Below are 24,981 nucleotides of genomic sequence, written 5' to 3' on the forward strand. Positions count from 1 at the left end.
GGTTAATCGAGGATCATATGACGACGTTATCTACTTTAAAAAAATTCAAAAAAGACGGCACCAAGTTCACTTGCTTAACGTGCTATGACTCGATGTTTGCACGCATGATGGAAAAAGCAGAGATTGATACCATTTTAATAGGTGACAGTTTAGGTATGGTGGTGCAAGGTCATGACTCAACGTTACCTGTGACTGTCAATGACATGGCTTATCATACAGCCAATATTGCCCGTAGCAATAAACACGCACTGATTTTGGCTGACCTACCATTTATGAGCTATGTCACCCTACCAGAAGCAGTTGCCAATAGTCGCCAGCTGATGCAGGCGGGCGCGCATGTGATTAAGATTGAAGGTGGTAGTGAGCTTTGCGATTTAATCACGACGTTGGCGCAAGCAGGGACGCCTACTTGTGTGCATTTAGGATTAACACCGCAATCAGTCAATGTGTTTGGTGGTTATAAAATCCAAGGTCGTGGTGACGAAGCGGCTGATAAATTGCTTGCTGATGCGAAAGCAGTCGTTGCGGCAGGTGCTGCGCTGCTAGTGTTAGAGTGCGTACCTGCTGAGCTTGCAAAAGTAGTGACAGAAGCCGTCGCAGTGCCAGTTATTGGGATTGGCGCTGGCGCAGATACGGATGGTCAAGTGTTGGTCATGCATGACATGTTAGGTATGGCGCACGGCCGTGTCCCGCGCTTTATTCATGACTTTTTGACCGATGAACGTAATATCGCGCACAGTATCGTAGGCGCATTTGCCCTTTACCAGCAGTCAGTACGTGAAGGCAGTTTTCCAACCGAGCAGCACCAGTTTAGCTAACATTTTAGTTTTTACGATTATCAGTAGAAGAATAGTTAACCATGCCAATCATTCATCATCATATCTCCGCATTGCGTACGGCTTTACAGTCTTATCGTGGACAAAAAAATGACAATCAAGATGGCCCACAGCGTATCGCTTTAGTGCCAACGATGGGCAATCTGCATGCTGGTCATCTTGAATTAGTAAAAATAGCCAAGCAACATGCTGATATCGTGGTGGTTAGTATTTTTGTCAACCCTACTCAATTTGGCGAGGGAGAGGATTTTGATAGTTATCCTCGCACGCTTGATGAGGATGTCGCTAAGCTAGCATCAGTCGATACTGATTATGTGTTTGCGCCCAGTATTGAAGAGATGTACCCAGTCTTACCGCCGCCAACCTCCGTTCTCGCGGGAGCTATTACCACTCAATTATGTGGTCAATCACGCCCTGGGCATTTTGACGGTGTTGGTATTGTCGTCTCTAAACTGTTCAATATTGTACAACCGGATATGGCTATTTTTGGACAAAAAGATTATCAGCAATTAGCGATTATTAAACAATTGGTACGTGATTTAAGTTATCCCATTGAAATTATAGGGGCACCTATTGTCCGCGCTGCAGATGGTTTGGCGCTCTCATCGCGTAACCAATATTTAAGTGCCACTGAACGTGAGGTAGCACCTGTTATCCATCAAGCGCTACAATATTTAGCAAAGCAGTTAGAAAAAGGCGAACAGAGCCAACAAGCTGTTCAGTCGTTGTTAGCAGAAACGCATCAGCGCATTACGGATGCTGGCTTCATTATTGATTATTTAGACATTAAAACCGATACGCTAGAGTCACTCACTAATGATACTGTAACTTTTAATGCAGAAAACAAGAATTTGATGATTTTAGTCGCTGCTTGGCTGGGACGTGCACGTTTGTTAGACAATCAATTGGTGACGGTGGATCAATCGTTGTGACATAGTAATTTGCAGGATGCAATGACTAGAATGGGTGAATCATGGATGTGAGTCAGGGTGAAAATAACAGTCAATCTGAGCAGGCAGCGTGTAAAATAGCAACCGACAAGCTCAGTATCCTAGTGGTATCAGGGCGTTCAGGCTCAGGTAAAACATCAGTATTAAATATCTTAGAAGATTTAGGATATTATTCTATTGATAACTTACCGTTATCCTTATTGCCGGATGCTGCGCATAAATTGGTCAATGAAAGTGGGATTCGTCGTATTGCGCTTGGTGTTGATATTCGAACACCGCGAGCGGATCTATCCAACTTTGCAGAGATGCATGCATCCCTAAAAAAAACATACGGGGCGCATGCGGTCAAAGTAGTGTACGTGACCGCGCAAGAAAGCACTTTGATAGCACGTTTTAATGCGACACGCCGCGTACATCCGCTGATGTCGCAGGATATCGATAGTGATAATGCCAAGCACATTGCTTTTAATCTACCTGCCGCGATTAAAAAAGAAGTGGAGCTGTTAGAGCCTATCGCAGGTCATGCCGATATCAGAATTGATACCAGCAATTTGAATATTCATCAATTGAAAGACAGCTTGCGTGAACATGTCGGCGTGGGCAATCAGATTGTGATTAATCTGCTGTCTTTTGGCTTTAAATATGGCAGTCCTATTGATGCAGATTTTGTCTTTGATGTGAGAATTTTGCCGAATCCACATTGGAATCCTGAATTGCGTACTTCGACAGGTCTAGACACGGAAGTTGCCGCATTCTTTGCCGACTATCCAGAAGTGGCTGAGATGACTGATGATATAGATAAGTTTTTGACCCGTTGGTTACCCGAATTTTTACACAATAACCGCCATACAGTGACAGTGGCTATTGGCTGTACTGGTGGTAAGCATCGTTCAGTATTCATCACCGATAATTTACAACGTCGTCTTGCCGATGTTATGCCGCAAAGTATAAAAGTGCTGGCGAAACATCGTGAAAAAAATCGTTGGTAGTTATTGGTAAACACTGGGGCATATCTTCATTTTTATGACTATTCCTAAAATGAGGACATGCCCCTGTTAATTTTATTATTTATTATTTTGGAAAGCTTTTATGATTGACTGGAAAGAACAGGATATGCGCGTCTCGCGCACTGAACTCAAAAAGGCCCATGAGCGCTTGCAGAAGTTGTCGATACCACTTGCCAGCTTATCGAAAAAGCAACTCAAAAATCTGCCAGCCAGTGACTATTTTATGGCAGAACTCATGGCATTGGCCGATATCACCAGCGCTAATGCGCGTATTCGCCAAACCAAGCGCGTTGGTAAGCTGATTAGTGAAGAAAACCGCCACGAATTGGTAAAAGCATTATTTGATGCGTTTTTCCCTAAAGAACAGGTCTCAAAGATAGAAAGTTGGTTTGAGCGTTTAAATATTAATGATGAAGGGACGCTTAAGCAGTTCGTTAAACAATACCAAGCATCTGAACAAAATAGTATGTATCAATTACTGTTATGGATTGAGTACGCCAAACATACCCAAGATGATGAGCTGATGGCAGAGTCTAAAGCAGACTTAGCCAGTTATATTCGTGAAGTCACTATTTTGTCGCAATTGAAAAAAGAAAAATAATAAGATGATATTGTACAAATAGCTTTGACCACTATTTATACAATATCTCCACTTATAAATGAATGTAGTCTGCAAATGCAAAAAGCCAATCATCACGTGATTGGCTTTTTTATGGGTGAGAGCATTTAGGTACAAATGGCACTTGTGGATAAATGCTAGTCCCTAATTTATAACGGTACTTAATTTATATTGGTACTTAACCTATTTCTTTTCAGCACGCACTTTGTCAACCAAATAGTCAACGACTTTAGGTACAGTGGCGCTTTCACCAGTTACAACGTATTTGCCTTGCACGACGACTGCTGGCACACCAGAGAGCTGATAACGCTTAGCACCTGCTTGTGAACGACCAATTTTCGTACCAACGGCGAATGAATTATAAAGGCTATTGAATTTCTTCTCATTAACGCCTTTCGATGCATACCATTTGCTTAATGATGATTGGTCAAAGATTTTCTTACCATCTTTGTGAATGGCATCAAATAGCGCGTCATGAGTCTTGTCTTCAAACCCTAGCAGCTGAGCGGCATAGAAACCACGAGCGTTGGCTTCCCAGACAGGGTTAAGCGCTGCTGGCGTTTTGAAAAAGGCAACGTCTTTGTCTTTGTTTTTAGCCCATTTTTCCATATGCGGGTTAAGAACGTTACAATGCGGGCAACCATACCAAAAAAACTCACGAACAATGATAGCATCACCGCTGATTTTTTCTGGATTGTCTAGCACGCGATAGTCTTTTCCGGCGACATAGTCGGCAGCTTGTGCGCCCATAGTGGCAAGTCCAATGGCCATGGCCAGACCAGTCAGTGTGATGACACGTTTCATACTTTATCCTTGAGGTGTGAAAACTTAGGGTTTGTTGAGGTGTTTTAGTATCGTATGGTTTTGGGTATAGCGCACAGGTTTTTAAAGTGCCCAAACGAGACAGTGTCGAGTATAATCGAACTATAGTGACGTATCGACTATAATAACGTAAAACATGGTCGCTTGTGAATCCGATTCTTAACTAATGGTTGTAAAGCTGTGAGCCATTATTCAAGGCTTATTTCACCGCATTTTTTGGAATTTTTTTAGCGTTTTATTATTTAGGTTTGAAGCTGTTTGAAGCATCTATCCTCTAAAAAAACGGTACAGAAAGTATGAACGTTTGCTAAGAGCATTCACAATCGGTGACGATGTACTCACGACAAAGCTGCCGCTCTCATGCTAATATTAGGCACATAATTGTGCACTGTATATGATTACAACGATAATGACAATAAAGGAAAAATGCAATGAGCTCAGCTCTATCTTCCTCGCCTTCTTTGAATGAGCAAGCAAACAGCGGTCTTGATGATACAACGGCTACCGCCATTAATGTAGATCCTAGCGAAGTCGACAAGTTTAATAAGTTGGCAAGCGAATGGTGGAGTAAGACGGGTGCATTTGCGACTTTGCATGAAATAAATCCACTGCGTCTAAATTGGATAGAAGAAAACGTCAAGCGCAGTTATCAAAATGACAGTGCTGATACAGATATTCATAAAACGGCTGAAACCGGCTTGGCTGGAAAAAAAGTGCTCGATGTCGGCTGTGGCGGCGGTATATTGTCAGAGTCTATGGCACGTCGCGGTGCGGATGTGACAGGGATTGATTTGGGTACCGAAAACCTAAAAGCGGCAGCGCTGCATGCAGAGCAAAGCGCTTTACATGAGACGCTGCGCTATCAGCATATCCCAGTAGAAGAATTGGCCAAAACTCATGCAGGTCAGTTTGATGTAGTGACTTGTATGGAGATGCTCGAACATGTGCCTGACCCCAGCTCGATTGTGCAGGCGTGTTTTGAGTTATTGGCACCAGGCGGTGTTTGCGTGCTATCGACGATCAATCGAAACCCTAAATCATACCTATTTGCCATCGTTGGGGCAGAATATGTATTGCGCTTGCTCGATCGCGGCACTCATGACTACGCCAAATTTATCACGCCAGCCGAATTAGATAAAATAGCAATTGATGCGGGATTCACACGTCAAGATATCATTGGCTTGCATTATAATCCGCTGACCAAGCGTTATTGGCTGGCTCAAAATGTCGATGTTAATTACATGATGGCAGTACACAAGCCACTGGCTTAAGCTGAATGCCGTATTTGGTTGTTTTCATGCCATACTATTTCACTCAACACCTTATCTATATTAAGAGCATTCACTATGAGCCAATTTGTAAAAGCGGTTTTATTTGATCTCGATGGGACATTAATCGATACGGCTGCTGACTTTGTCCGTATTATCGGTAAAATGAGCCGCGAAAATGATTGGCAAGCACCGCCTGAAACAGAAATTCGCGAGCAAGTTTCTGCTGGTGCCTCAGCGATGGTACAGTTGATGCTACGTCATAACGATCAAATTGAGGTTAGCGAAGAAGCTTTGCAGGAGTTTCGCCAACAGTTTTTAGATGATTATGAAGCTGAGATATGCGTCGATAGTTGTGTGTTCGCTGAATTAGAAGACGTGTTGACTGCTCTTGAAGAAAAAGGGGTGCCATGGGGTATTGTGACCAACAAGCCGCGTTATCTGGCAGAGAAGTTACTAGACAAGATGCAGTTAGACGGGCGCTGTTCTGCTTTGGTCTGTCCTGATGATGTGTCTCGCTCAAAGCCTGACCCAGAGCCTATGTATGCGGCGTTAGAGAAGCTTGGTATCCCTCGCGGCGCCGCTGAAAGCGTGATTTATGTTGGCGATCATATACGTGACATTGAAGCTGGCAACGCGGCTGGTATGCCAACAATTTTGGCAGCCTACGGTTATATCCCGCCTGAAGATCAAAAAAACCTAAAGAAATGGGGTGCAGATTATATTACTGATACGCCTGAGCAATTAAATAAACTGTTGCTCTCATCTGGTAAATTTGACTATTTATAAATCAAATTATAAATCGAGTCCGCCACACTCTATGTTTTTAAAGAAATACGATAAATACTTAGCATCCCAACTATTAAACGATAAGCAGTGAGCAATGCCATGAGTGACAATATTAACCAGTCAGCTAGTCAGCAAGACCACCAAAAAACCGTTCAAAGTCTAACTCAACCTTTAACTCATAACGATATTCGCAACTTTGTACCATCTGATAATTGTTTAGACGGTAAGACTATTTTGGTCACAGGTGCAGGTGATGGTATCGGCCGCGTTGCCGCGCTGACTTATGCTCGCTATGGAGCGACAGTCCTGTTATTGGGACGTACCAGCAGCAAGCTTGAATATGTTTATGATGAGATTGAAAGTCTTGGCGGCAAACAGCCTGCCATGCTACCGATGAATCTAGAAGGGGCAACCTATGCTGAGATGCAGCAGTTAGAGGGGTTGATTAATAAAGAAGTCGGTCAGCTCGATGGTATCTTGCACAATGCGGGCATGCTTGGGCAGCTAACCCCACTTGAGATGTATGACGTCGATACTTTTGCACAAGTTATGAAGGTGAACTTTACCTCGACTTTTATGCTCACCCAAGCACTGCTACCACTACTTAAAGATGCTGAGAATGGTTCTATTGTTTTCACCTCTAGCACGGTCGGTACACATCCTCGCGCGTTCTGGGGTGCTTATGCGCTGTCCAAGCAAGCCGTAGAAGGTATGAGTGATATCTTTACCCAAGAGACGCAGAATACGACTAATTTACGTTTTAACTGTGTCAATCCTGGTGGCACTCGTACCAATATGCGCGCCCATGCTTATCCAGGAGAGAGTCCTATGAGCTTAAAAACGCCTGAAGATATCATGGCAGGCTATGTTTGTCTGATGAGTGATGCCAGTATCGGGGTACGCGGGCAAGTGGTCGAGCTACAGCCAAAAGATTAGTCATGTGATTTTTTGCTAGGAAATGTCATTACTTAGCGCATTTATTCGCATACTTTCAGATTGAGGCATGCTCTAGTAGGTTGCAATTAATTATAAACAACCCCATCTATTTGTTATTAAAGCGATTTGTAATATCTGATTATCGTAAATAGGATAGAATTATGGCAGGTGGTTGGTCAAGAGATGGTGCTGAGCATGAGCAAATGGATGCAACGGTAAATGATGCATTAGAGCGGGCAAGACGTGCGTTGCCAACTGGCATCAGTGCCGAGATGTGTGATGAATGCGGCAAGCCTATTCCAGAAGCACGGCGGTTAGCAGTGCCTGGTATTCAGCATTGCGTCAGCTGTCAGACAGAACTTGAACAAGAGGCGAGAGCCGCTGAGTTGTTCAACCGGCGAGGTAGTAAAGACAGTCAATTACGTTAAAAAAGAAAAAGGGCAGACATTGCTATATCGAACAGCAATGTCTGCCCTTTTTTTGTCTATTACTATATAACCAGTGCCATTAGTTTACGGTCGCAGGTATCCCAATCGATAGAAGGTAGCGTCTCTATAGAAGATAAAAATGCTGTCCTATCTTGTTCTTCTGAGCGGTCGCTTTCTACCGCTGTATCGTTGTCGTTATTAGCATTTGCCTCCAACTGTAATATAATCTCTAGCCGACTATCAACTTGTGCGCTGACCGTACTGGTGGTTAAGCTGTCAGGGGTAAAATTGATTTGTAGCCAGCCATCAGACGTATGCACCACACCTTTGATACGTTGCCAGTTCGGTAGCGTTAATAACCAACTCTGTAACTCATCCGCTTTTAATATGTAGTGCGCTGGCAGTCGCCAACCCGCCAACTGTAACTCTTGCTGTTTTTCATGATAACGATAAGGTAGCTCAATATCTGTGTCGGTCTGCGAATCATCTTTGTTTGTAAAAGCGTCGGATGACAAGGTGGTCGATATCGATAGGGCATTACTCTGCGGTTGCAAGCTAGTAGTCGATTTTTGAGGGTGAACAATATTGACTGTACGTTGTTTAGAGATAACCTGACTGGGCTTGGTTAGCTGAGTTTTCAACTCTGACACGCTTGATTCTGATAAAAGAATATTGGATGAGTCGTTTGTATCATGAGAGATCTGCTCAGATGCTGCCCAAATAATTTTTACCTGTGCATTGAGCTTGGCTATCCATTGTTGCAGTGCTTGCTTTTCGCTATCGCTCAATCGAGCATAGCGATTAATGACTAACACATCGGCATCACGGACATGCGCTTGAAAACCGTCGTGATGACGATATTTATCTTGTTGCCATTGCACGCCACTCAGTACCGTTATTACTGCCTGCATATTGAGCGCTGTTTGCCAATGCGGTGCACTGAGCTGCATGATAAGCTCACGTGGATGAGCAAGCCCTGTGGGTTCGATGAGCAACCGCTGTGGATGATGCTCACTAAGTAGCCGACTGATAGCAATTTGTAATGGCAGCTGACTGGTACAACAAATACAGCCACCACTGACTTCGCGTATAGCAATATTATCTTGCTCAGGCTTACTATCTTGCGCGCTTGCCAGCAGCGCACCATCAATACCGATACGACCAAACTCATTGATTAGTAATGCCCAGCGCTCATCGGCAGGTTTGATAGCAAGCAGCTGATTAATCACTGTGGTCTTGCCAGCACCCAAAAACCCTGTCACCAAGGTGCAGGGTATGTTTTGAAAAATAATAGGTTTTTTCACAGAGACACTCATCATATAGGCCGTATTTGTGAGTAATCAAACACGGCCTATATTAAAAGGAAATGATGTTAGCGTGTGTTCTCAATTCAATCGATAATCGGAATTTTCGAAATGAGGACACACATAGTCAAAAGTTACTCACTTTTAACGGTTTCTACTTCAGCTTCGTCAGGAACGAATACATAGCCTACACCCCAAACGGTTTGGATGTAACGCGCTTGTGAAGGGTTGTCTTCAATCAAACGACGCAAACGTGATACCTGTACGTCGATAGAACGCTCCATCGCACCCCATTCACGACCACGCGCAAGGTTCATCAGTTTGTCACGGGTTAATGGCTCACGTGGATGCTGCACCAGTGCTTTTAGCACCGAAAACTCACCTGTCGTTAAAGTGACAACGTTGCCGTCACGTTTAAGCGTACGTGTCGATAAATCAAGCGTCCACGGTCCAAACTCAACCACTTCAAGCTGATGGCTTGGTGCGCCAGGCAGCTCGCGATTTTGACGACGTAATACCGCTTTGATACGAGCCAACAGCTCTTTTGGGTTAAATGGTTTTGGCAGATAATCATCTGCGCCCGCTTCTAGACCAGCGATACGATCGGCATCACCACCTTTAGCTGTCAGCATGATGATAGGAATGTCGCCATTGTCTTCGCGTAGACGCTTACAGATACTGATGCCGTCTTCGCCTGGCAGCATCAAATCGAGTACCACCAACGAGAAAAGCTCACGCTGTAACAGTTTGTCCATTTGGCTACCATCATGAGCGGTACGGACGACAAAACCGTCGTCTTCTAGAAAGCGCTGTAATAAAGAGCGCAAGCGTGCATCGTCATCAACGACTAAAATTCGTTGAGTTAAGGTATCAGGGCTGTTATTTTCAGACATACAGGCATCCTCTTATAAAAATTATTATTAGTAGAAATTATCGTTAACAGTCAAGGCTAAAGGTTATATCATCAAAATGATATAAAAAAAATACGGTGTCAGGCTCGTTGAGTCTACTATTTATAGTATTTTAACGTGCTTTCCTCATCGCTAAATTATCTTGAATCGACTATACAAAAAAACCTGAGCAAAAAAACTGTCTTTATTCAATGAGTGTTCAAAAGTAAAGGTCCGTCTCAATCCATCATAAATTTGAATACTATTGTTAAATGCGTCAGCACGTACCAATATTTGCGCCTTCGATACTTTAGTGTATAAGATTGCACCACTAATTGCATCACCCATCAGGACAAATGCTGTATGCGTTTGTTTAACAAAGCGACAGAACCTATGATATGAGACGATTTTCGTCATAAAACTAGCGATAAATAACGAAAAGATAAAAAGGATTTTTATTCATGCAGCTTTTGCTATAATGCAAAACTACATTTCTCAACGATTGATACGTCTATGAGTAGCACTGATACCTTAACGCCATCTCAAACCTCGACAAATGCACAGGTTTTGGATGCAACCACACACGCGAATATTCACGACAAGCTTGCTCGCGCGCTTGGCATTAAGACTGCTCAAGTCAATGCGTTTGTCAAACTTTACGATGAAGGCGCGACCGTTCCGTTTATTGCCCGTTACCGTAAAGAAAAGACGCAGAATCTTGACGATGCGCAATTGCGAGCTTTAGAGAAGTCGCTCAATTATGAGCGCGATATGGCAACCCGTCGCCTCAAAATTACCGAGCTGCTCAGCACGCAGGGCAATTTGACTGACGAGCTACAGACGCGTATCGATAATGCGACGTCGAAACTTGAGCTTGAAGATATTTACTTGCCATACCGCCCGCGTCGCCGCTCTCCTGCCGCCAAAGCACGTGCTGCTGGTCTTGATGTGGCAGCGCAAGCCGTCTTGACGCAAGAAATCACGCCGACCGATGCGCTAGCAGACTATCAAGTACAATCTAGCATTACCGATGATAGTGGTAATGAGATCGAAGTTGATTTTAGCGATATCACCAAGCAACTTGCTGGTGTACAAGCCATCATCGTTGATGAATGGACACAGGCTTTGGCTTTGCTAGACAACTTGCGCAGTGGCTTTGCCAAGACGGCCAGTATCGTATCTGCCGTTGCCAGTGAGGAAAAACGCGAAGTCGGCGAGAAATTCAAAGATTACTTCGAGCATAGTGAAAGCCTTGCGCGTCTGCCGAATCATCGTTTATTAGCGATGCTACGTGGTCGTCAAGAAAACGTCTTAGGCCTCAAAATAGAAGGCGAAGACGCACCCTTTATCGAAAAAATTATTAAGCATTTTGACGTTGATACAAAAGCTCCAGCCGAGCGTCAAGAGTTTTTGACAGAAGCGGCGACGAGTTTGTGGAAAGACAAATGGCGTCCGCATATTGAACACCGTTTATTGACAGAAAAACGTCTGACCGCTGAAGCTGACGCGATTGACGTGTTTGCTAATAATTTACAGCACTTATTAATGTCAGCGCCTGCCGGTCGTAAAGTGATTTTAGGTGTTGATCCTGGCATTCGTCATGGCGTAAAAATGGCCATCGTCGATGCTCAAGGTCACGTTATGTTAGACAGTGAAGACAAGCCTGTCGTCGCAACCGTTTATCCATTTGCCCCTGATAATAAAATGGATGAAGCCAAAAAAGTCATCGATGAATTATTAAGTACTTACAACGTTGATTTGGTGGCTATCGGTAATGGTACGGCGAGCCGCGAAACAGATGCGATGATTAAAGAAATTTTGGCTGCCAACTCTGAATTACAAGCCAAATCAGTTATCGTCAATGAGTCAGGTGCGTCTGTTTATTCAGCCAGTGAGCTTGCCACTGATGAGCTTGGTAATTTAGACGTTTCTGTACGCGGTGCGGTTTCTATCGCCCGTCGCTTGCAAGACCCTTTATCAGAATTGGTCAAGGTTGATCCAAAAGCCATTGGCGTTGGTCAATATCAGCATGATGTCAACCAAACGCAATTGGCAGATAGTCTTGATAAAGTCACGCAAGATAGCGTAAATGCGGTTGGCGTTGATGTAAATACTGCAAGCCCTGCTATCTTGACACATATCGCTGGTTTGAATAAAAACGTCGCGCAGCAAATCGTGACCTATCGTAAAGAGCATGGTGCTTTTGAAAGTCGTGAATCATTAAAAAACGTTCCACGCTTAGGCGCTAAGACCTTTGAGCAAGCAGCAGGCTTCTTGCGTATCCATGGTGGTAGTAATCCTCTTGATGCCACTGGTGTGCATCCAGAAAGCTATGCGCTGGTCGATAGCTTATTGGCACAAACTGGTAAAGCATTGCCAGAAGTCATCGGTAATGACGGCGTACTAAATACGATCGATACTACTGCATTGGCTGCTAATGATGACAATATTAGTGTAACTGCTATCATCGATGAGCTAGCCAAACCAGCACGCGACCCACGTCCTGAGTTTAAGACTGCTAACTTCCGTGAAGACGTTAACAGTATTAAAGACTTGAGTGAGGGCATGCAGCTTGAAGGCGTGGTGACCAATGTGACAGCCTTTGGTTGCTTCGTTGATGTTGGCGTCCATCAGGATGGTTTGGTACATATCTCACAAATGGCCAATGACTTTGTCGCTGATCCGATGAACCGCGTCAAGCCTGGCGATATTGTTTCGGTACGTGTCATCTCTATCGATGAAAAACGTGGTCGTATTGGCTTTAGTATGAAGCCAGAATCTGAAAAGCCTGCGCGCCCAGCAGCGAAATCGGCTGAAAGTACTGGTAATGATGAGAAAGTCAGTCGTCCACGTAGCGATCATACAAATAGCAAACGCCCAAACAGTAGCCGTCCAGCGACTGATAAGCGCCCGTCGAAATCTCGCGGTAATCGTCAGGATAAAGACAATGCTAATAACGATCGTAGCAAAGCGCCAAGGGCTGATAAAGCAGAAGCACCTAGCAAAATGGGTACGCTTGGGGCGCTGTTACAGGAAGCTGGCGTGACTAAAACCAAAAAATAGTTAATGTTAATAGTGATAAAAAAGGCAGCCATTAGGCTGCCTTTTTTATGGAATGTATCTAAAGATAGAAATTGTTAATGAACACTGATAACTGCTCAAACCTAACTCGCTGAATAACCTCTTTTCAATGATTTCAGCTAACAGCGGGATTTGTATCGTATTCTATAATTCTTCTGTGGCTTCTTCAGCTTCTTGTAATTCTTCTTGTGTGTCTAACGAGTCTTCTTCTTGCATCGCTTCTTCAGAATCTTGAATCACCTCTTGTTCGGCAGCCATTGCTTCTCGCTCCGCTTGAAGCTCAGTAGTCATCGGCTGTTGCTCAGCACTGTTGTTAACGTTTGCTCTTGAGATAATCTGTGTCTCACTAATCTGAAATGGGCTAGATTGATTGTCTGCTGAGGCATTATTTGTATTGTCAACTTCCATCTCAAGTGTGGTGGCGGTAGCCGCTGCTTGCACATCTACTGCCGCAATATCAGCAGGTGCTGCCATCGCCAAACTTGGGATAGTGAGCGCAGCGCCAATCAGTAGCGATAAAGATAGAGTACTTTTTTTCATTAATCAATTCCTTAATTTACAATCTTATAATGTCAGCTTAAAAAATTTCAAACTTGACGCTTATGTTGCTAACTGCTGTATACAGCAGTTGCATATTACACATTCATTTAGTAATTCAAATCTATATATTTAATATATCTAACATTTAATTGATAGACAAAATAAAATCATGATAACCATTAAGAGACTATCATGATGGATTTGGATAAAGAGCTTTATAAGCTGACCTAAATCAGTGATAAAAATCTAAAGGGGAGAATACCAATTAAACAAGCGTTAGTTCAGTAGTCCATAGATTAAAATTCTAACAGACGGATGTTAGCAGGTGACTTTGTGCAACTATTGTATGGTTATTGTCAGATAGGAAAATAGCATTATTTTCTACTTTCCCATCTCTAATTTTCCCATCTCTAATTCTTTTACCAATGATGTCTCAACGAATCTCGTTCGTCTGTATTTCATTAAAGTCTTATTCAATAACGATATACTTGCCAGTGTTTGGATCAATGACGCGTTGTTGAGTGCTGCTACTAGGAACACGAATGACTGGGAAGGTTTGATTGATTTCAGTATTTTCGATGACATCCGCATCTGCTTCTTCACCAACGATTACAGTACGGTTAGCCTCGTCTTCGATAGCAATGGCTGTACCTGACGCTGTGTTTACTCGCTTGATTTGATCTTTCGGTACGATGATGACTTCTTTGACACTATATTTAGTAGGGCGGATAACACGTGTGGTTTCAACGATGACAGGCTCTACACGGCGATCTTCGATAATCGCGAGTTGTGCTTCTGGTGCTGTAGCTTCTTTTGTTTCGCTCATAATAGGCGTTGGAAACTTGGCACCGAAGTGGTTATCGCACTGCTGCATGCTTAAGCGTACTGGATTGCCAGCCTTATCCATATAGACGTTGACAGGCATATCAGCGGCGATAGGGACGTATTTTCCAACCAATGCTCCCGAAACACCATAGCGACCATTTGACTGCCCAACCCCTAAATCACAAGCACCTGCTGAGTAATCACTGGCTGTTAAGTTGTTTGCATTGACCACTGTTTGAGGAATCATTACTTCAGACAAGCGCATTTTTTTGACAGTCGCTTCAGCTGCTTGGCGCTTTGGGTTTTGATAAGTATAAGGGGTATAAAATTTGGCCGAACCGTCTTTGACAGCGGTGACACACTCCTCATAACTGTCATAGCCAACATTACCGTGGCTATCGGTAGTCATAGCAGCGTTAGCAGAGCTTGCAAACATAGCAAGACTGGATGTTATCACGGCAGCGGTCAATATATTTATTTTCATTGTTATGTCCTTTTAATTAGATGAGGGTCTATTGATTTATTACAAATTTATGATAAACAAGTAAAACTTAATTTTTATTAATATGATTTTTATTGCACTAGAAAATTACTCTGACGCGTTTAAAGCCGCAATGAAATTTTAATGAGCCAATTACTCCTCTCAAAGCTGCTATACAATATGGGATAAAAAAATATGAGGTAAAAAATTGCCTAACCTTTTTTATCCTACGTCATTCACTGCAATATGGCTGTGACATTACTCTAGAAATGTGTAGCTTAATGTATTAAAAAGGCAAGAAGTGCCAATATCGTTTACCAAAGAATCACGTTATTATTATTTATTAACAATCGCTCAAAAGATTTAAATCTGAATAATGAGGAAAAATAGGCAATAAAAAACCGTATCTCGTTGCTAAGATACGGTCATTAATTAGATGTTAAGAGGTAGATTGCTTCGATTTATAAATGGGTAATCTTACGAATCGACAACTTCAAAACTAAGACCCGCATGCTCTTCTAAACGTGCTAGTAGATGATTACCCATGGCAGAGGCTGGCGTCCAAAAACCACCACCAACTTCTTCTTTGCTGATATCTTGTGCTAAGCATAACGCTGCTTGCGCTAGCATACGCGAGGTACTGCCGTAACCTGGATCTTTATCACCCGTTACTTTCGTATTGATGGTGTTTTTATTAGCTGTTTCCCCAAAGAGGCGAATGTCAAAGTAGCCGTTTGCTTGCTCTTCTGCAGACGGACCAGAACCTGACTTGGGTAGCACGTGCTTAGCTAATAATTCACGGCTCGGTTTGACCATCATAGCAGTAGCAAATCCAAACAAGCCTGCGCTCATTGCATAGCTTGATAATTGACCTTTCACACCATCTTGCATCCACATTGCTTCGTCATATTTAAAGTCACGACCATATTCATAGCCAAGCAATTGGTTGGTGCGATGCACGATACGGGTATTGATACTGGCCATGACAAAAGGCGCAAGCCAGCGTTTGTGCTCACTATCGTATTCTGGCTTACTGACATTAGCTTGGCGCACGTTTGGCGCATCTTTGTCATCATTGAGTAGATAAGGATTTGCTACCTGCTTACGACGTGACTTGTCCTTTCCAACTTCTTCAAAAATAGTCGCCATCGAGGCAATGGTGCCACCTGATAGACCGCCTTTCGCCGCTTTGACACGCATATGAATCACATCACAAGCGCGACCAAATTTCTCTTCTGCTTGGGTTTGGGTAAAGTAGACGCCCAAATCCGATGGAATAGAATCAAAGCCACACGAGTTGACAATACGAGCGCCGCTTTGCTTTGCCGCGTCCTGATACTTGTCCATCATGTCTTTGATGAAAATGGCTTCACCGGTAAGGTCGACATAATCTGTCCCATGAGTGGTACAAGATTTGATCAACGGCTCACCGTATTTGAGATAAGGACCGACGGTTGAAATGATGACTTGGGTTTGTTTGGTCATCTCATCAAGGCTGTCCGCATCGTCACTATTAGCAAGAATAATATCGACAGTGCTGCCAAGTTTAGATTGCAATTCGTTCAGTTTTGCTTCATCACGCCCAGCAATCGCCCACGTGACATCGGCGCCATCTTTGTCTTTAGTATTAGATAGAAACTCTGTTAAATAGTGTGCTGTAATTTGACCAACAAAGCTGGTTGCACCATATAAGACGACCGCGTAAGGGCGCTTTTCATCGCTGCGCTGTCGTGTATTGTTCGAGGTATCCGTATTGGTATTGGTATCCATATTTATTATCCTTAATAGCTATTTTGATGAGTTGTGTGACGTTTAAAATTTGTTGCCATTTAACAGTCAGATTTTGAAGTCTAATTTTTTGATAGCAATCAGGCAGATATATTAAAGTATTTTTGACCAGTAAAAATGACTTGTAAGTTACTGTTTATAGCAGATTATATGATGGAAATGTTGACGGCTAAGTAATAACTAACCATCTATACACATATAGTTAATCTTAGATAAAACCGATACAATGTTTATAATCAATTCATTTAGTGAAATAAACGATGACCTATTCAATCGACTTTCGCAAACAAGTACTGCGTAGCATTAAAGACGGCATGACCATTCGAGAAGCTGCTGCTTTTTACGAGCTTAGCACAAGCTCTATTCACAGCTGGCAGCAGAGCTTAGTTCCTAAAACGACTAGAAATAAAGCACCGACTAAAATATCAAATGAAGCATTACTGAAAGATGTTAAGCAGTATCCAGACGATTATATGTACGAGCGAGCACAGCGTTTAGGTTGCAGTAAGTCAGGCATTGAGTCGGCCTTAAAGCGTCTTGGCATCAGTCAAAAAAGACCTTAGAACATCCAAAAGCATGTCCGATCAAAAGAGCGGCGTATCAAAGTAAGCTTGATCATTTTATGAAGCAAGGCTATCCCATTATTTATATGGATGAAAGCGGCTTTGAAGCTGAAACTATTCGCCCTTACGGCTATACACCAATAGGAAAACCTTGCATTGATCGCTACAACTGGCAAGCAAAAAGCGTACCAACGTCATCGGTGCTTTATATGAAAAGATGCTGTTTGCGCTTGATTACTTTGATAAAAATATTAATGGCGATATATTCTACGACTGGTGTAAATACACCCTAATCCCAAGTCTTAGAACCAAATGTGTAATTGTTATGGATAACGCCAGCTTTCACAAACGAGTTCAAAGACTGCTGAATAGGTACGGTCACAGGCTTCTATTCTTACCACCCTACAGTCCTGATCTAAATCCTATCGAAAAGAAATGGGCGCAAGCAAAGTTTCTACGCCAAGGTTGGATGGAGAATAATCTACCTAAACTATTTTATGATATGGGTTGTTCCAGTTTTATTGTGGATTGACTATAACTCCCATAAAGAGATGAAAAAAAGGTTCGATGTTAAGATTTGCTACAAAGGTTACATAACCTACCGATATCATTACCAAAATGAACGTTTTCTAAAGATAAATATTGCTAATCTATGGTCGTAAGCAGTAATAATGGTTGAAAAACTAATAAGTATTAAAAAAACAAAAAGTAAAGAAAAAGGAGTTTTAGAGAGAGCAAGGTACTCATTAATAATAGTAGTTATGTCTTATTAATAATTGTCCATTGCATCAATCTAAATATCTGGTTTTCTAATAATAATTTTTAAGGAGAAGGTTATGTTTCGCTGGGCTATTATTTTTGCCGTGATCGCACTGTTAGCAAGTTTATTGGGTTTTGGCGGTGTCGCAGGATTGTCTGCTAATTTGGCATATATTTTCTTAGCAGTCGCTGTCATTTTATTTATTGTGGCATTTGTAAGCCGCAAGATGTAATTAATACCTGTAGATTATTAAATACCAAAAAAAAGTCCTCAATTGAGGACTTTTTTTTGGTATTTAATAATGTATTTACTAATAAAGGATTTTTATAAACATTATAAAAACAAACACATCACTATAAACGTTTCGGCTGGACTATGTGTTCCATCCGTTTCGCCAGACGAATATCATGGCTGGTAATACCGCCAGTATCGCCAGTAGTTAAGCGCACCTCTACCACGTTATACGTGTTGCGCCATTCGGGATGATGCTCGAGCGCTTCGGCATGGAACGCTGCTTGATTCATAAAGCTTATGGCTTCGATGAAATCGCTAAAGTGATATGTTTTTACGATAGCATTGCCCTCGCGCTGCCAACCGGGCAATTCTTCCAGCTGCAAATTTACTTGCTTATCAGATAAACTACTCATATTAATCACCTTTATTATTATGTTGGTTTGGTTTATTAAAAACTATATCAGGCACTACATTGTAGCTGTCAAAGCTATTGTACGAAATATCAATTCTATTTTTCAGTTATATCATTAACGCTATTACGTCACTGTAAAGACCTTTTGTTCTATTGCCATTATAGGCCAGAAAATCCGCCTATATTTGCTATCTTGCTATATATTCGAAGATAAATATACGAGGGCAGATAGCAAATAAATAGGAGGGTAGTAAGGTATTAACGCTTCAATTTTATTAGACAAGCTGAACCATAATAAATGCTTAAAATATTTCTAAAGAAATCGTGGTGCTTATTAGCATGCTACATTTTCTACGGCTTATTGCTAAGGAGTGGACTATAGCAAGTCTTGGTAATCAGGATGTTTGCTGATATATGACGAGACAAATGAGCACTGTGGTATCACTTTTTTATTCTGTTCACGAGCATAGTTGAGGGCATGCTTGACCAATGCTGAGCCAATACCGCGCCCGCCTAGCTCCTGAGGTACGATAGTATGATCATAAACTAATGTATCGTCACGCTCTTGATAGCTAATATAGCCAGTATAACCGTCAATAGAGGTTTCAAAGCGTTTAGCTTGTTCATCATGGGTAATGGTTAGGTTTTGTTCAGAGTTTTGATTTTTCATGGATATTCTCCGTTATTATTGATTATTATCGTTAAATATGGGGCTGTCCTAGATAACTAGTTCAGTTCTTGTTTAACCCATTGTTTAACCCATTGTTTTAGCTGATATAATTGACGTTTTGGTTCGCTGTAGTTAAAACGCCACTCACATTCCTTCAAAAACAGATGGAAATGCTCTTTTGGGATGCCATTATATTTACGCATATGTCGCTTGGCTTGGCTCCAAAAGTTCTCTATTCCGTTGATATGGTTTCTGTCTTGTGCAAACTCTTTTGAATGATTGATACGGTAATGGGTGAACTCACTGATATCAAGTGCGTTGTAACTTCTAAAGGAGTCAGTGTGAACAATACTATCAGGCTCTACTTTCTCTCTTATATATAGGGATTAAGGTATCGGCTCTGGTATTAGGGATAATACAAGCGTAGATGCTAGCAGTACGCTTAAGCAGTCCAAACACAGGCACTTTGTTACCAGCACCGCGACCACGTTTGCCTTTGCGCCTGCCGCCAAAGTAGCTCTCATCAACTTCTATTTCGCCTTCTAGAAGGCCAGGTTCCTGACTATTTTCATAAATCAATAGTCTTAGCCTGTGAAAGTAATAGCTAGCTGTTGTTTTATTAACACCCACTAAGCTTGATGCTGTTCTTGCGGTAGAATCGGCAATAAATAGTTCAATGAGTCTGGTTTGTTTGTACCAACTTAATCTACTCTTTCTCATATGACTATCCTAGATTATTTTACTTATCTAGGACAGCCCCTTAAATATTATTGGTTTTTTTTAGTATGGATCAAGCGTATTTTTAAATGAAAAGAGCTTGAATGACCAAATAGATTGTTCACTAAAGTATGAGTCCTTTCGATTCACATTTATAGTTCTTTAGCGTAAGAGTCGATAGAGTAAATGTTAAGACTAAAGGGGTCTACCAGTGATCTCCATATGAGCTGTACATCAAGCATAAAATAAGGCTTGGCGCATGACAGGGGGAAGATATTTACCTAATCCACGTATAGCGGGCAGCTCTTTTGGTCTTTCTGTTACGGCATGATTTGTTTCAGCGATTGACGTAGTTTGTGAGTGTAAATAAGACTGCCATTCTTCAGCACTTGGCTTGCTAAAGTGGCGGATACGTCCCAGCATTTGCCGGAATTGTGTACTAAAGCGCCCAGTATTGTAGGGTAGATTGTACTTGCGACAGATCACCTGTAATTGTGGTGCGATACGAGCATAGTGACTGGCTGGCATATCAGGGAAAATATGATGCTCGATTTGATGCGATAAATTACCCGTCAAAATATGAAACAGCTTACTGCCTTGAATATTGCTGGAGCCAAGAATTTGACGCACATACCAGTCGCCTTTAGTCTCATCGGCATCGAGATGGGTATAGATATGGGCTTGTTCGGTAAAGTGTCCACAGAATATTACCGCCCATGTCCACAGATTACGAGCGATATTGGCAGTAACATTACCGCTCAGTGTCGTCATAGCACTACCTCGACCTAATGTCAGCCCTGCTAACGTGGGTAGCACAATATGATCTTTGCCCACTTGCCGGGCGATTTTGGCAAATAATGCGCGAGATTTCTGTTGCATGGTTTGGTGTCGATCAGGGGAGTCCGCGTATTCGTCGACACTGATTTGAATATCATGAAAGGCGACAGCCCACTCAAAACCTAGAGCCAATATCGCTGTTTTAAACATATTATGGCGGTCGCTTGGCGTCCAAGGTTGCTCATCAGTCACGCGAATTAAGTGATAGCCAACGTCGTGGTCACGACCAACGATATTGGTAAAAGTATGATGCAAGTAATTATGAGAGTGTTGCCACAAGGGGGCAGGACAGACAATGTCCCAATCAAAATTTTGGCTATTGAGATACGGGTGCTGCATCCAGTCATACTGACCATGCATGACATTATGCCCAAGTTCCATATTATTTAGGATTTTGCTGAGACTCAGTAGTGAGGTACCCAATAACCAAGTCGCGACAATTTTACGTTTTGACTGCATGCATCCAGCCGCTGCCAGTAAGCCACGTGCTGTCATTTCACTATAGACTACCGCGGCATACACTCGTTTAATGTATCGTGCCTCCTCACTACCTAACGAATCCATCACGCTTCGGTAAAGCATATTTGATTCATGAGCGAGGGCATCAGATTGCGCCTTTGGTAAGGGCGCTCCTGTCAACGTTGGGTAGCGAGTCAACTGCTTTGCTTTCTGCTGTTTTGCATCAGTTAGTGGGGTCAAAACTGGTACAGCAGATTGTGCAGTAGTGACGGGTGGTAGCAAGCGCATAAATAATCCTTAACCGAAATGGTACGGAGAGTCGGTACTGGGTTCGGTTTAATAAGTTGTTTAAGTTTTTTACCGTAGGCTATAAGGTAACAGCAGGCTGTGTTTCTATCTTATGAGCCGTTATGAGCATTTATTTTTATCACCGTGTTGCTAAATATCCAGTACCACATCAGTCATGGCAATGTTGATGCAAGTTTGAATAGATTCATAACCATCACTGCTTATTTTTCCTGTGTGAATATTTTTGACCACACCGCTGACTTTATTGCAGCGACACAACTGGCAGATACCCTGTCTACAACCATGCGCTAAGCGAATTCCTGCGTTTTCTGCGGCATTCAATAATGTCGTGCTACTGTCAAACTGCCGTTGCCTCGCCCGTAAATAAACAGTATGTTGTGCTGCGTGTTTTTTTCTATCGAGCGCTTGTTCGTTATCAAAGTTGAAATCAGGCAACGCATGACCAAAGTTTTCTACAATGATATTATCGCGCAGGTTTTTATTGTGGGGTAAGGTTACCTTCGCCGCTGCTCTATATAAGCCAGTCAACAGAGCCTGTGACCCGCATGCAAATATTTGCGTATCTGCCAGCGGTAAGTTCAATGCCAACAAACTGTCTACGCTCAAGTGTCGCTTGCCAGCCAAATAAGTATCAGATTTCTCGGTATTGACCAGATGATAGGTGAAAGCTGGATACGCTGTGCTCAGTTGTTGCCATTGGTTTTTGAACGCGAGCATTTCAGTGCGACTGTAATATAGCAACGTCACCTGATGTCCGTTGTCCAGTGCTTGCGTGATGAGCCCTAACATGGGCGTAATACCGCTGCCACCCGCGATAAATAGTAAATAAGTAGGTTTTTCGGCAGCTGATTTTTTCTGTACCGTTATAGATGCTTGTGCCAAAGTGAAAGAGCCACTGGGGACACTACTGTTGATGACACTGCCAAGTGCCATATGTTTGGTTAAGTAATCCGAAACCAAGCCTTGTGGCTTAATAGCAATGGTAATCGCAAGATAAGGTGGTTGCTTTTTGCTATCGCCACTATTAATACTGTTGCCAGTAGTAACGTCGTGCCACCAGAGCGGTTGGTGCGCCAAACCTAATAATGAATAGCTGCGCTGATGATACACGTCCTCAATAAGAACGTTTAAGTTAAGATGTTGCCCACCCTGCCAACCACGTTGCGAACCCACTAATTGCCGTCGAAAAGCATGATTGGTCTCAAATTTGAGCGCTATTAAGTCATCGCTAAGGGTATACCGCGCAACAAGGCGCAGCTTTGGGACAGTGAAAGACCAAAGCGGCTGTAAGTGTGATCCAATAAAATCGATAAATGCATGTTGAATCATTTCAGGGCGATAGCCGTTGGTCATATTATCAATACCTTTGTTAATATTATCAAAATGATTGACGTCATAAATATTGTGTTCACCTGTGCGCCGATTTAGCGGATATCACTTAGGTCAGGTCGCTTGAATTTGTTAAGCTATCCTAACATGCTAACGGCTATTGATTAAATTTGCGAAAGTTTTGATGCTATTTTTTGTGGTCTTTATAAAACAGTTATAAGTCAGAATGTTAAGCGAAACGGTTCGATAGTAGGTTTCGTTACCGCTTTTAGCTAGAAAGCTGAGCACTCTGTGATAAAAGCCGTAAAACAATCGTTAAAACAATCTGTTGGCTTGCAGGGTATGCGCCACAATGCGATAATGGCTTATAATTTGTAACCCTGATTTTGAGGTGCAGCACGCTTGGCATCATTGCTAAGTATGATTCGCTTGCCTCTTTTATGCAGTCTATCGGAGTGTTAATGGCTCAATATATTTACACGATGAACAACGTGTCAAAACTTGTTCCGCCTAAGCGTGAAATCTTAAAGAACATAAACTTATCATTTTTCCCAGGTGCCAAAATTGGTGTCTTGGGTATCAATGGTTCAGGTAAATCAACCTTGCTACGCATTATGGCGGGCGTGGATACAGAATTTAGTGGCGAAGCGCGCGCGCAAACTGGCACCAAAATTGGTTATTTGCCGCAGGAACCACAGCTTGACGACAGCAAAGACGTGCGTGGTAACGTCGAAGACGGTATGCGTGAAGCCTTAGATGCGCTCGCACGTTTAGATGCCATTTACGCAGAATACGCTGAACCCGATGCTGACTTTGATAAGCTTGCTGAAGAACAAGGCAAGATGGAAGACATTATTCAAGCGTGGGATGCCCATAACTTAAATACTCAGTTAGAAAAAGCGGCTGATGCCCTACGTCTGCCACCTTGGGATGCGGATGTGAGTAAGCTGTCTGGTGGTGAAAAACGCCGTGTGGCACTATGTCGTTTGCTATTGTCACGCCCTGATATGCTGTTACTTGACGAACCAACCAACCATTTAGACGCCGAATCTGTTGCATGGCTAGAGCAGTTCTTACAGAACTACAGCGGTACAATCGTTGCCATTACCCATGATAGATATTTCCTAGACAACGTCGCTCAGTGGATTTTGGAGCTAGATCGTGGCCATGGTTATCCGTATGAAGGCAACTATACTGAGTGGCTCGAGCAAAAGAACACGCGTTTAGAGCAGCAGAATAAGCAAGAAGAATCATTTGCTAAAGCACTGAAAAAAGAGCTAGATTGGATTCGCAAAAACCAAAAAGGTCAACAAGCCAAGTCTAAATCTCGTGTACAGCGCTTTGAAGAGCTGAACTCAACAGAGTTCCAGCAGCGCAATGAGACAGCTGAGATTTATATTCCGCCCGGTCCACGTTTAGGTAATAAAGTCATTGAAGTGAATAACATCTCCAAATCATTTGGTGATCGTCTGCTTTATGAAAACTTAAGCTTTAACGTGCCAGCTGGTGCGATCGTCGGTATCATCGGACCAAATGGTGCGGGTAAAACCACGCTATTTAATATGATTACCGAACGTGATACGCCAGATACCGGTTCAGTCGATTTGGGCGAAAGTGTTAAAGTTGCCTATGTTGGTCAGGTACGTGACAACTTAGATGACAGCAAAACCGTTTGGGAAGAAGTGTCTGACGGTCTTGATATTATTACGGTTGGCGATTACACCACGCCAAGCCGCGCTTATATCGGTCGCTTTAACTTCAAAGGCTCAGATCAGCAAAAGCACGTCGGTCAATTGTCAGGTGGTGAGCGTAACCGCTTGCAGCTTGCTAAGACATTGAAGCAGGGCGCCAACGTCTTGCTCCTTGATGAACCTTCAAACGATTTGGACATTGAAACCTTACGTGCGCTAGAAGATGCGATTCAGGTCTTCCCAGGTACGGTCATGGTCGTCTCGCATGATCGCTGGTTCCTTGACCGTATCGCGACTCATATCTTAGCGTTCGAAGATGAAGGCCCAGTTTGGTTCGATGGTAACTATTCTGAGTTTGAAACCTATCGCAAAAAGACGATGGGTGATGCTGCCACTCCTAAGCGCATGAAATATAAAAAGATTTCGACCTAGGACT

General features: G+C 42.7%; 24 protein-coding genes and 1 pseudogene. 14 read left to right on the forward strand and 11 right to left on the reverse strand.

The features are described 5' to 3' along the window. Positions 1-17 precede the first annotated feature (17 nt). The 4 genes from panB (at position 18) to yjgA (ending at position 3,394) form a co-directional block, all read left to right on the forward strand. Entirely contained in the window at positions 18-818 is an 801-nt protein-coding gene (gene panB / locus JMV76_RS04595; RefSeq protein ID WP_201501803.1) for a 3-methyl-2-oxobutanoate hydroxymethyltransferase, read from the forward strand. A gap of 41 nt (positions 819-859) precedes the next feature. Further along, positions 860-1,768, forward strand: a complete 909-nt coding sequence (panC, locus tag JMV76_RS04600) for a pantoate--beta-alanine ligase (protein WP_201501804.1) — start codon at positions 860-862, stop codon at positions 1,766-1,768. A 41-nt stretch (positions 1,769-1,809) separates the two neighbouring features. Further along, positions 1,810-2,775 carry an RNase adapter RapZ gene (rapZ, locus tag JMV76_RS04605; RefSeq protein WP_201501805.1) on the forward strand — a complete coding sequence of 322 codons (966 nt, stop codon included), beginning with the start codon at positions 1,810-1,812 and terminating at the stop codon, positions 2,773-2,775. A 100-nt stretch (positions 2,776-2,875) separates the two neighbouring features. After that, positions 2,876-3,394: a ribosome biogenesis factor YjgA gene (gene yjgA / locus JMV76_RS04610; protein ID WP_045443152.1), complete on the forward strand. Its 519-nt coding sequence runs from the start codon at positions 2,876-2,878 to the stop codon at positions 3,392-3,394. A 201-nt stretch (positions 3,395-3,595) separates the two neighbouring features. On the opposite strand, the gene JMV76_RS04615 is transcribed toward yjgA, so the two are convergent. Beyond that, positions 3,596-4,216 carry a thiol:disulfide interchange protein DsbA/DsbL gene (locus JMV76_RS04615; RefSeq protein ID WP_045443155.1) on the reverse strand — a complete coding sequence of 207 codons (621 nt, stop codon included), beginning with the start codon at positions 4,214-4,216 and terminating at the stop codon, positions 3,596-3,598. A 449-nt stretch (positions 4,217-4,665) separates the two neighbouring features. On the opposite strand from JMV76_RS04615, the gene ubiG reads away from it, so the two are divergent. The 4 genes from ubiG to JMV76_RS04635 all read left to right on the forward strand — a co-directional run bounded on the left by ubiG (position 4,666) and on the right by JMV76_RS04635 (position 7,655). After that, positions 4,666-5,505 (forward strand): bifunctional 2-polyprenyl-6-hydroxyphenol methylase/3-demethylubiquinol 3-O-methyltransferase UbiG, encoded by an 840-nt coding sequence (gene ubiG / locus JMV76_RS04620; RefSeq protein WP_201501806.1) that lies wholly within the window; start codon positions 4,666-4,668, stop codon positions 5,503-5,505. 75 nt (positions 5,506-5,580) lie between these two features. Further along, entirely contained in the window at positions 5,581-6,291 is a 711-nt protein-coding gene (locus JMV76_RS04625; protein WP_045443161.1) for an HAD family hydrolase, read from the forward strand. Between the two features lie 99 nt (positions 6,292-6,390). Further along, positions 6,391-7,227, forward strand: a complete 837-nt coding sequence (locus JMV76_RS04630; RefSeq protein WP_055123640.1) for a YciK family oxidoreductase — start codon at positions 6,391-6,393, stop codon at positions 7,225-7,227. 161 nt (positions 7,228-7,388) lie between these two features. Beyond that, positions 7,389-7,655 carry a DksA/TraR family C4-type zinc finger protein gene (locus JMV76_RS04635; protein WP_045443167.1) on the forward strand — a complete coding sequence of 89 codons (267 nt, stop codon included), beginning with the start codon at positions 7,389-7,391 and terminating at the stop codon, positions 7,653-7,655. A gap of 62 nt (positions 7,656-7,717) precedes the next feature. On the opposite strand, the gene JMV76_RS04640 is transcribed toward JMV76_RS04635, so the two are convergent. After that, positions 7,718-8,971, reverse strand: a complete 1,254-nt coding sequence (locus JMV76_RS04640; protein ID WP_201502071.1) for a CobW family GTP-binding protein — start codon at positions 8,969-8,971, stop codon at positions 7,718-7,720. A gap of 122 nt (positions 8,972-9,093) precedes the next feature. Beyond that, positions 9,094-9,852, reverse strand: coding sequence for an osmolarity response regulator transcription factor OmpR (gene ompR / locus JMV76_RS04645; RefSeq protein WP_055123637.1), 759 nt, complete (start codon positions 9,850-9,852; stop codon positions 9,094-9,096). Positions 9,853-10,362: 510 nt separating this feature from the next. Here ompR and JMV76_RS04650 point away from each other — a divergent pair. After that, a complete protein-coding gene (locus JMV76_RS04650; RefSeq protein ID WP_201501807.1) occupies positions 10,363-12,912 on the forward strand; it encodes a Tex family protein in 2,550 nt (849 codons plus the stop codon). 162 nt (positions 12,913-13,074) lie between these two features. Here JMV76_RS04650 and JMV76_RS04655 read toward each other — a convergent pair whose 3' ends face one another. The 3 genes from JMV76_RS04655 to JMV76_RS04665 all read right to left on the reverse strand — a co-directional run bounded on the left by JMV76_RS04655 (position 13,075) and on the right by JMV76_RS04665 (position 16,546). Then, positions 13,075-13,470, reverse strand: a complete 396-nt coding sequence (locus JMV76_RS04655; protein WP_201501808.1) for a hypothetical protein — start codon at positions 13,468-13,470, stop codon at positions 13,075-13,077. Between the two features lie 469 nt (positions 13,471-13,939). Continuing rightward, complete coding sequence (locus JMV76_RS04660; RefSeq protein WP_201501809.1) at positions 13,940-14,779, reverse strand: hypothetical protein; 840 nt, start codon at positions 14,777-14,779, stop codon at positions 13,940-13,942. Between the two features lie 474 nt (positions 14,780-15,253). After that, on the reverse strand, positions 15,254-16,546 hold the full coding sequence (locus JMV76_RS04665) for a saccharopine dehydrogenase family protein (RefSeq protein ID WP_201501810.1): 1,293 nt from the start codon (positions 16,544-16,546) through the stop codon (positions 15,254-15,256). Positions 16,547-16,824: 278 nt separating this feature from the next. Here JMV76_RS04665 and JMV76_RS04670 point away from each other — a divergent pair, with 278 nt between their 5' ends. From JMV76_RS04670 to JMV76_RS04685, 4 genes are all read left to right on the forward strand, one after another. After that, complete coding sequence (locus JMV76_RS04670; RefSeq protein ID WP_201501811.1) at positions 16,825-17,127, forward strand: IS630 transposase-related protein; 303 nt, start codon at positions 16,825-16,827, stop codon at positions 17,125-17,127. A gap of 59 nt (positions 17,128-17,186) precedes the next feature. Beyond that, positions 17,187-17,420: a hypothetical protein gene (locus JMV76_RS04675; protein ID WP_201501812.1), complete on the forward strand. Its 234-nt coding sequence runs from the start codon at positions 17,187-17,189 to the stop codon at positions 17,418-17,420. After that, positions 17,345-17,659: a transposase gene (locus tag JMV76_RS04680; RefSeq protein WP_201502072.1), complete on the forward strand. Its 315-nt coding sequence runs from the start codon at positions 17,345-17,347 to the stop codon at positions 17,657-17,659. The genes JMV76_RS04675 and JMV76_RS04680 overlap by 76 nt, the downstream gene beginning before the upstream one ends. 304 nt (positions 17,660-17,963) lie before the next feature. Next, complete coding sequence (locus JMV76_RS04685) at positions 17,964-18,119, forward strand: DUF1328 domain-containing protein (protein ID WP_021814049.1); 156 nt, start codon at positions 17,964-17,966, stop codon at positions 18,117-18,119. Positions 18,120-18,240: 121 nt separating this feature from the next. Here the strand turns inward: JMV76_RS04685 and JMV76_RS04690 are convergent, their stop codons facing one another. The 5 genes and pseudogenes from JMV76_RS04690 to JMV76_RS04710 form a co-directional block, all read right to left on the reverse strand. Then, a complete protein-coding gene (locus JMV76_RS04690; protein WP_055123632.1) occupies positions 18,241-18,534 on the reverse strand; it encodes a 4a-hydroxytetrahydrobiopterin dehydratase in 294 nt (97 codons plus the stop codon). 375 nt (positions 18,535-18,909) lie between these two features. Then, the gene (locus JMV76_RS04695; RefSeq protein ID WP_045456426.1) at positions 18,910-19,203 is read right to left on the reverse strand and encodes a GNAT family N-acetyltransferase; all 294 of its coding nucleotides are present in this window, start codon (positions 19,201-19,203) and stop codon (positions 18,910-18,912) included. Between the two features lie 56 nt (positions 19,204-19,259). Continuing rightward, a pseudogene (locus JMV76_RS04700) lies at positions 19,260-19,923 on the reverse strand (IS1595 family transposase). A gap of 231 nt (positions 19,924-20,154) precedes the next feature. Continuing rightward, entirely contained in the window at positions 20,155-21,504 is a 1,350-nt protein-coding gene (locus tag JMV76_RS04705; protein ID WP_201501813.1) for a fatty acid desaturase family protein, read from the reverse strand. Between the two features lie 150 nt (positions 21,505-21,654). Then, positions 21,655-22,878, reverse strand: coding sequence for a flavin reductase family protein (locus JMV76_RS04710; protein WP_201501814.1), 1,224 nt, complete (start codon positions 22,876-22,878; stop codon positions 21,655-21,657). Positions 22,879-23,315: 437 nt separating this feature from the next. Here JMV76_RS04710 and ettA point away from each other — a divergent pair, with 437 nt between their 5' ends. Beyond that, positions 23,316-24,977 (forward strand): energy-dependent translational throttle protein EttA, encoded by a 1,662-nt coding sequence (gene ettA / locus JMV76_RS04715; RefSeq protein WP_045443195.1) that lies wholly within the window; start codon positions 23,316-23,318, stop codon positions 24,975-24,977. Positions 24,978-24,981: the final 4 nt, after the last annotated feature.

The organism is Psychrobacter cibarius, from assembly GCF_904845955.1.
GTDB classification, from domain to species: domain Bacteria; phylum Pseudomonadota; class Gammaproteobacteria; order Pseudomonadales; family Moraxellaceae; genus Psychrobacter; species Psychrobacter cibarius_B.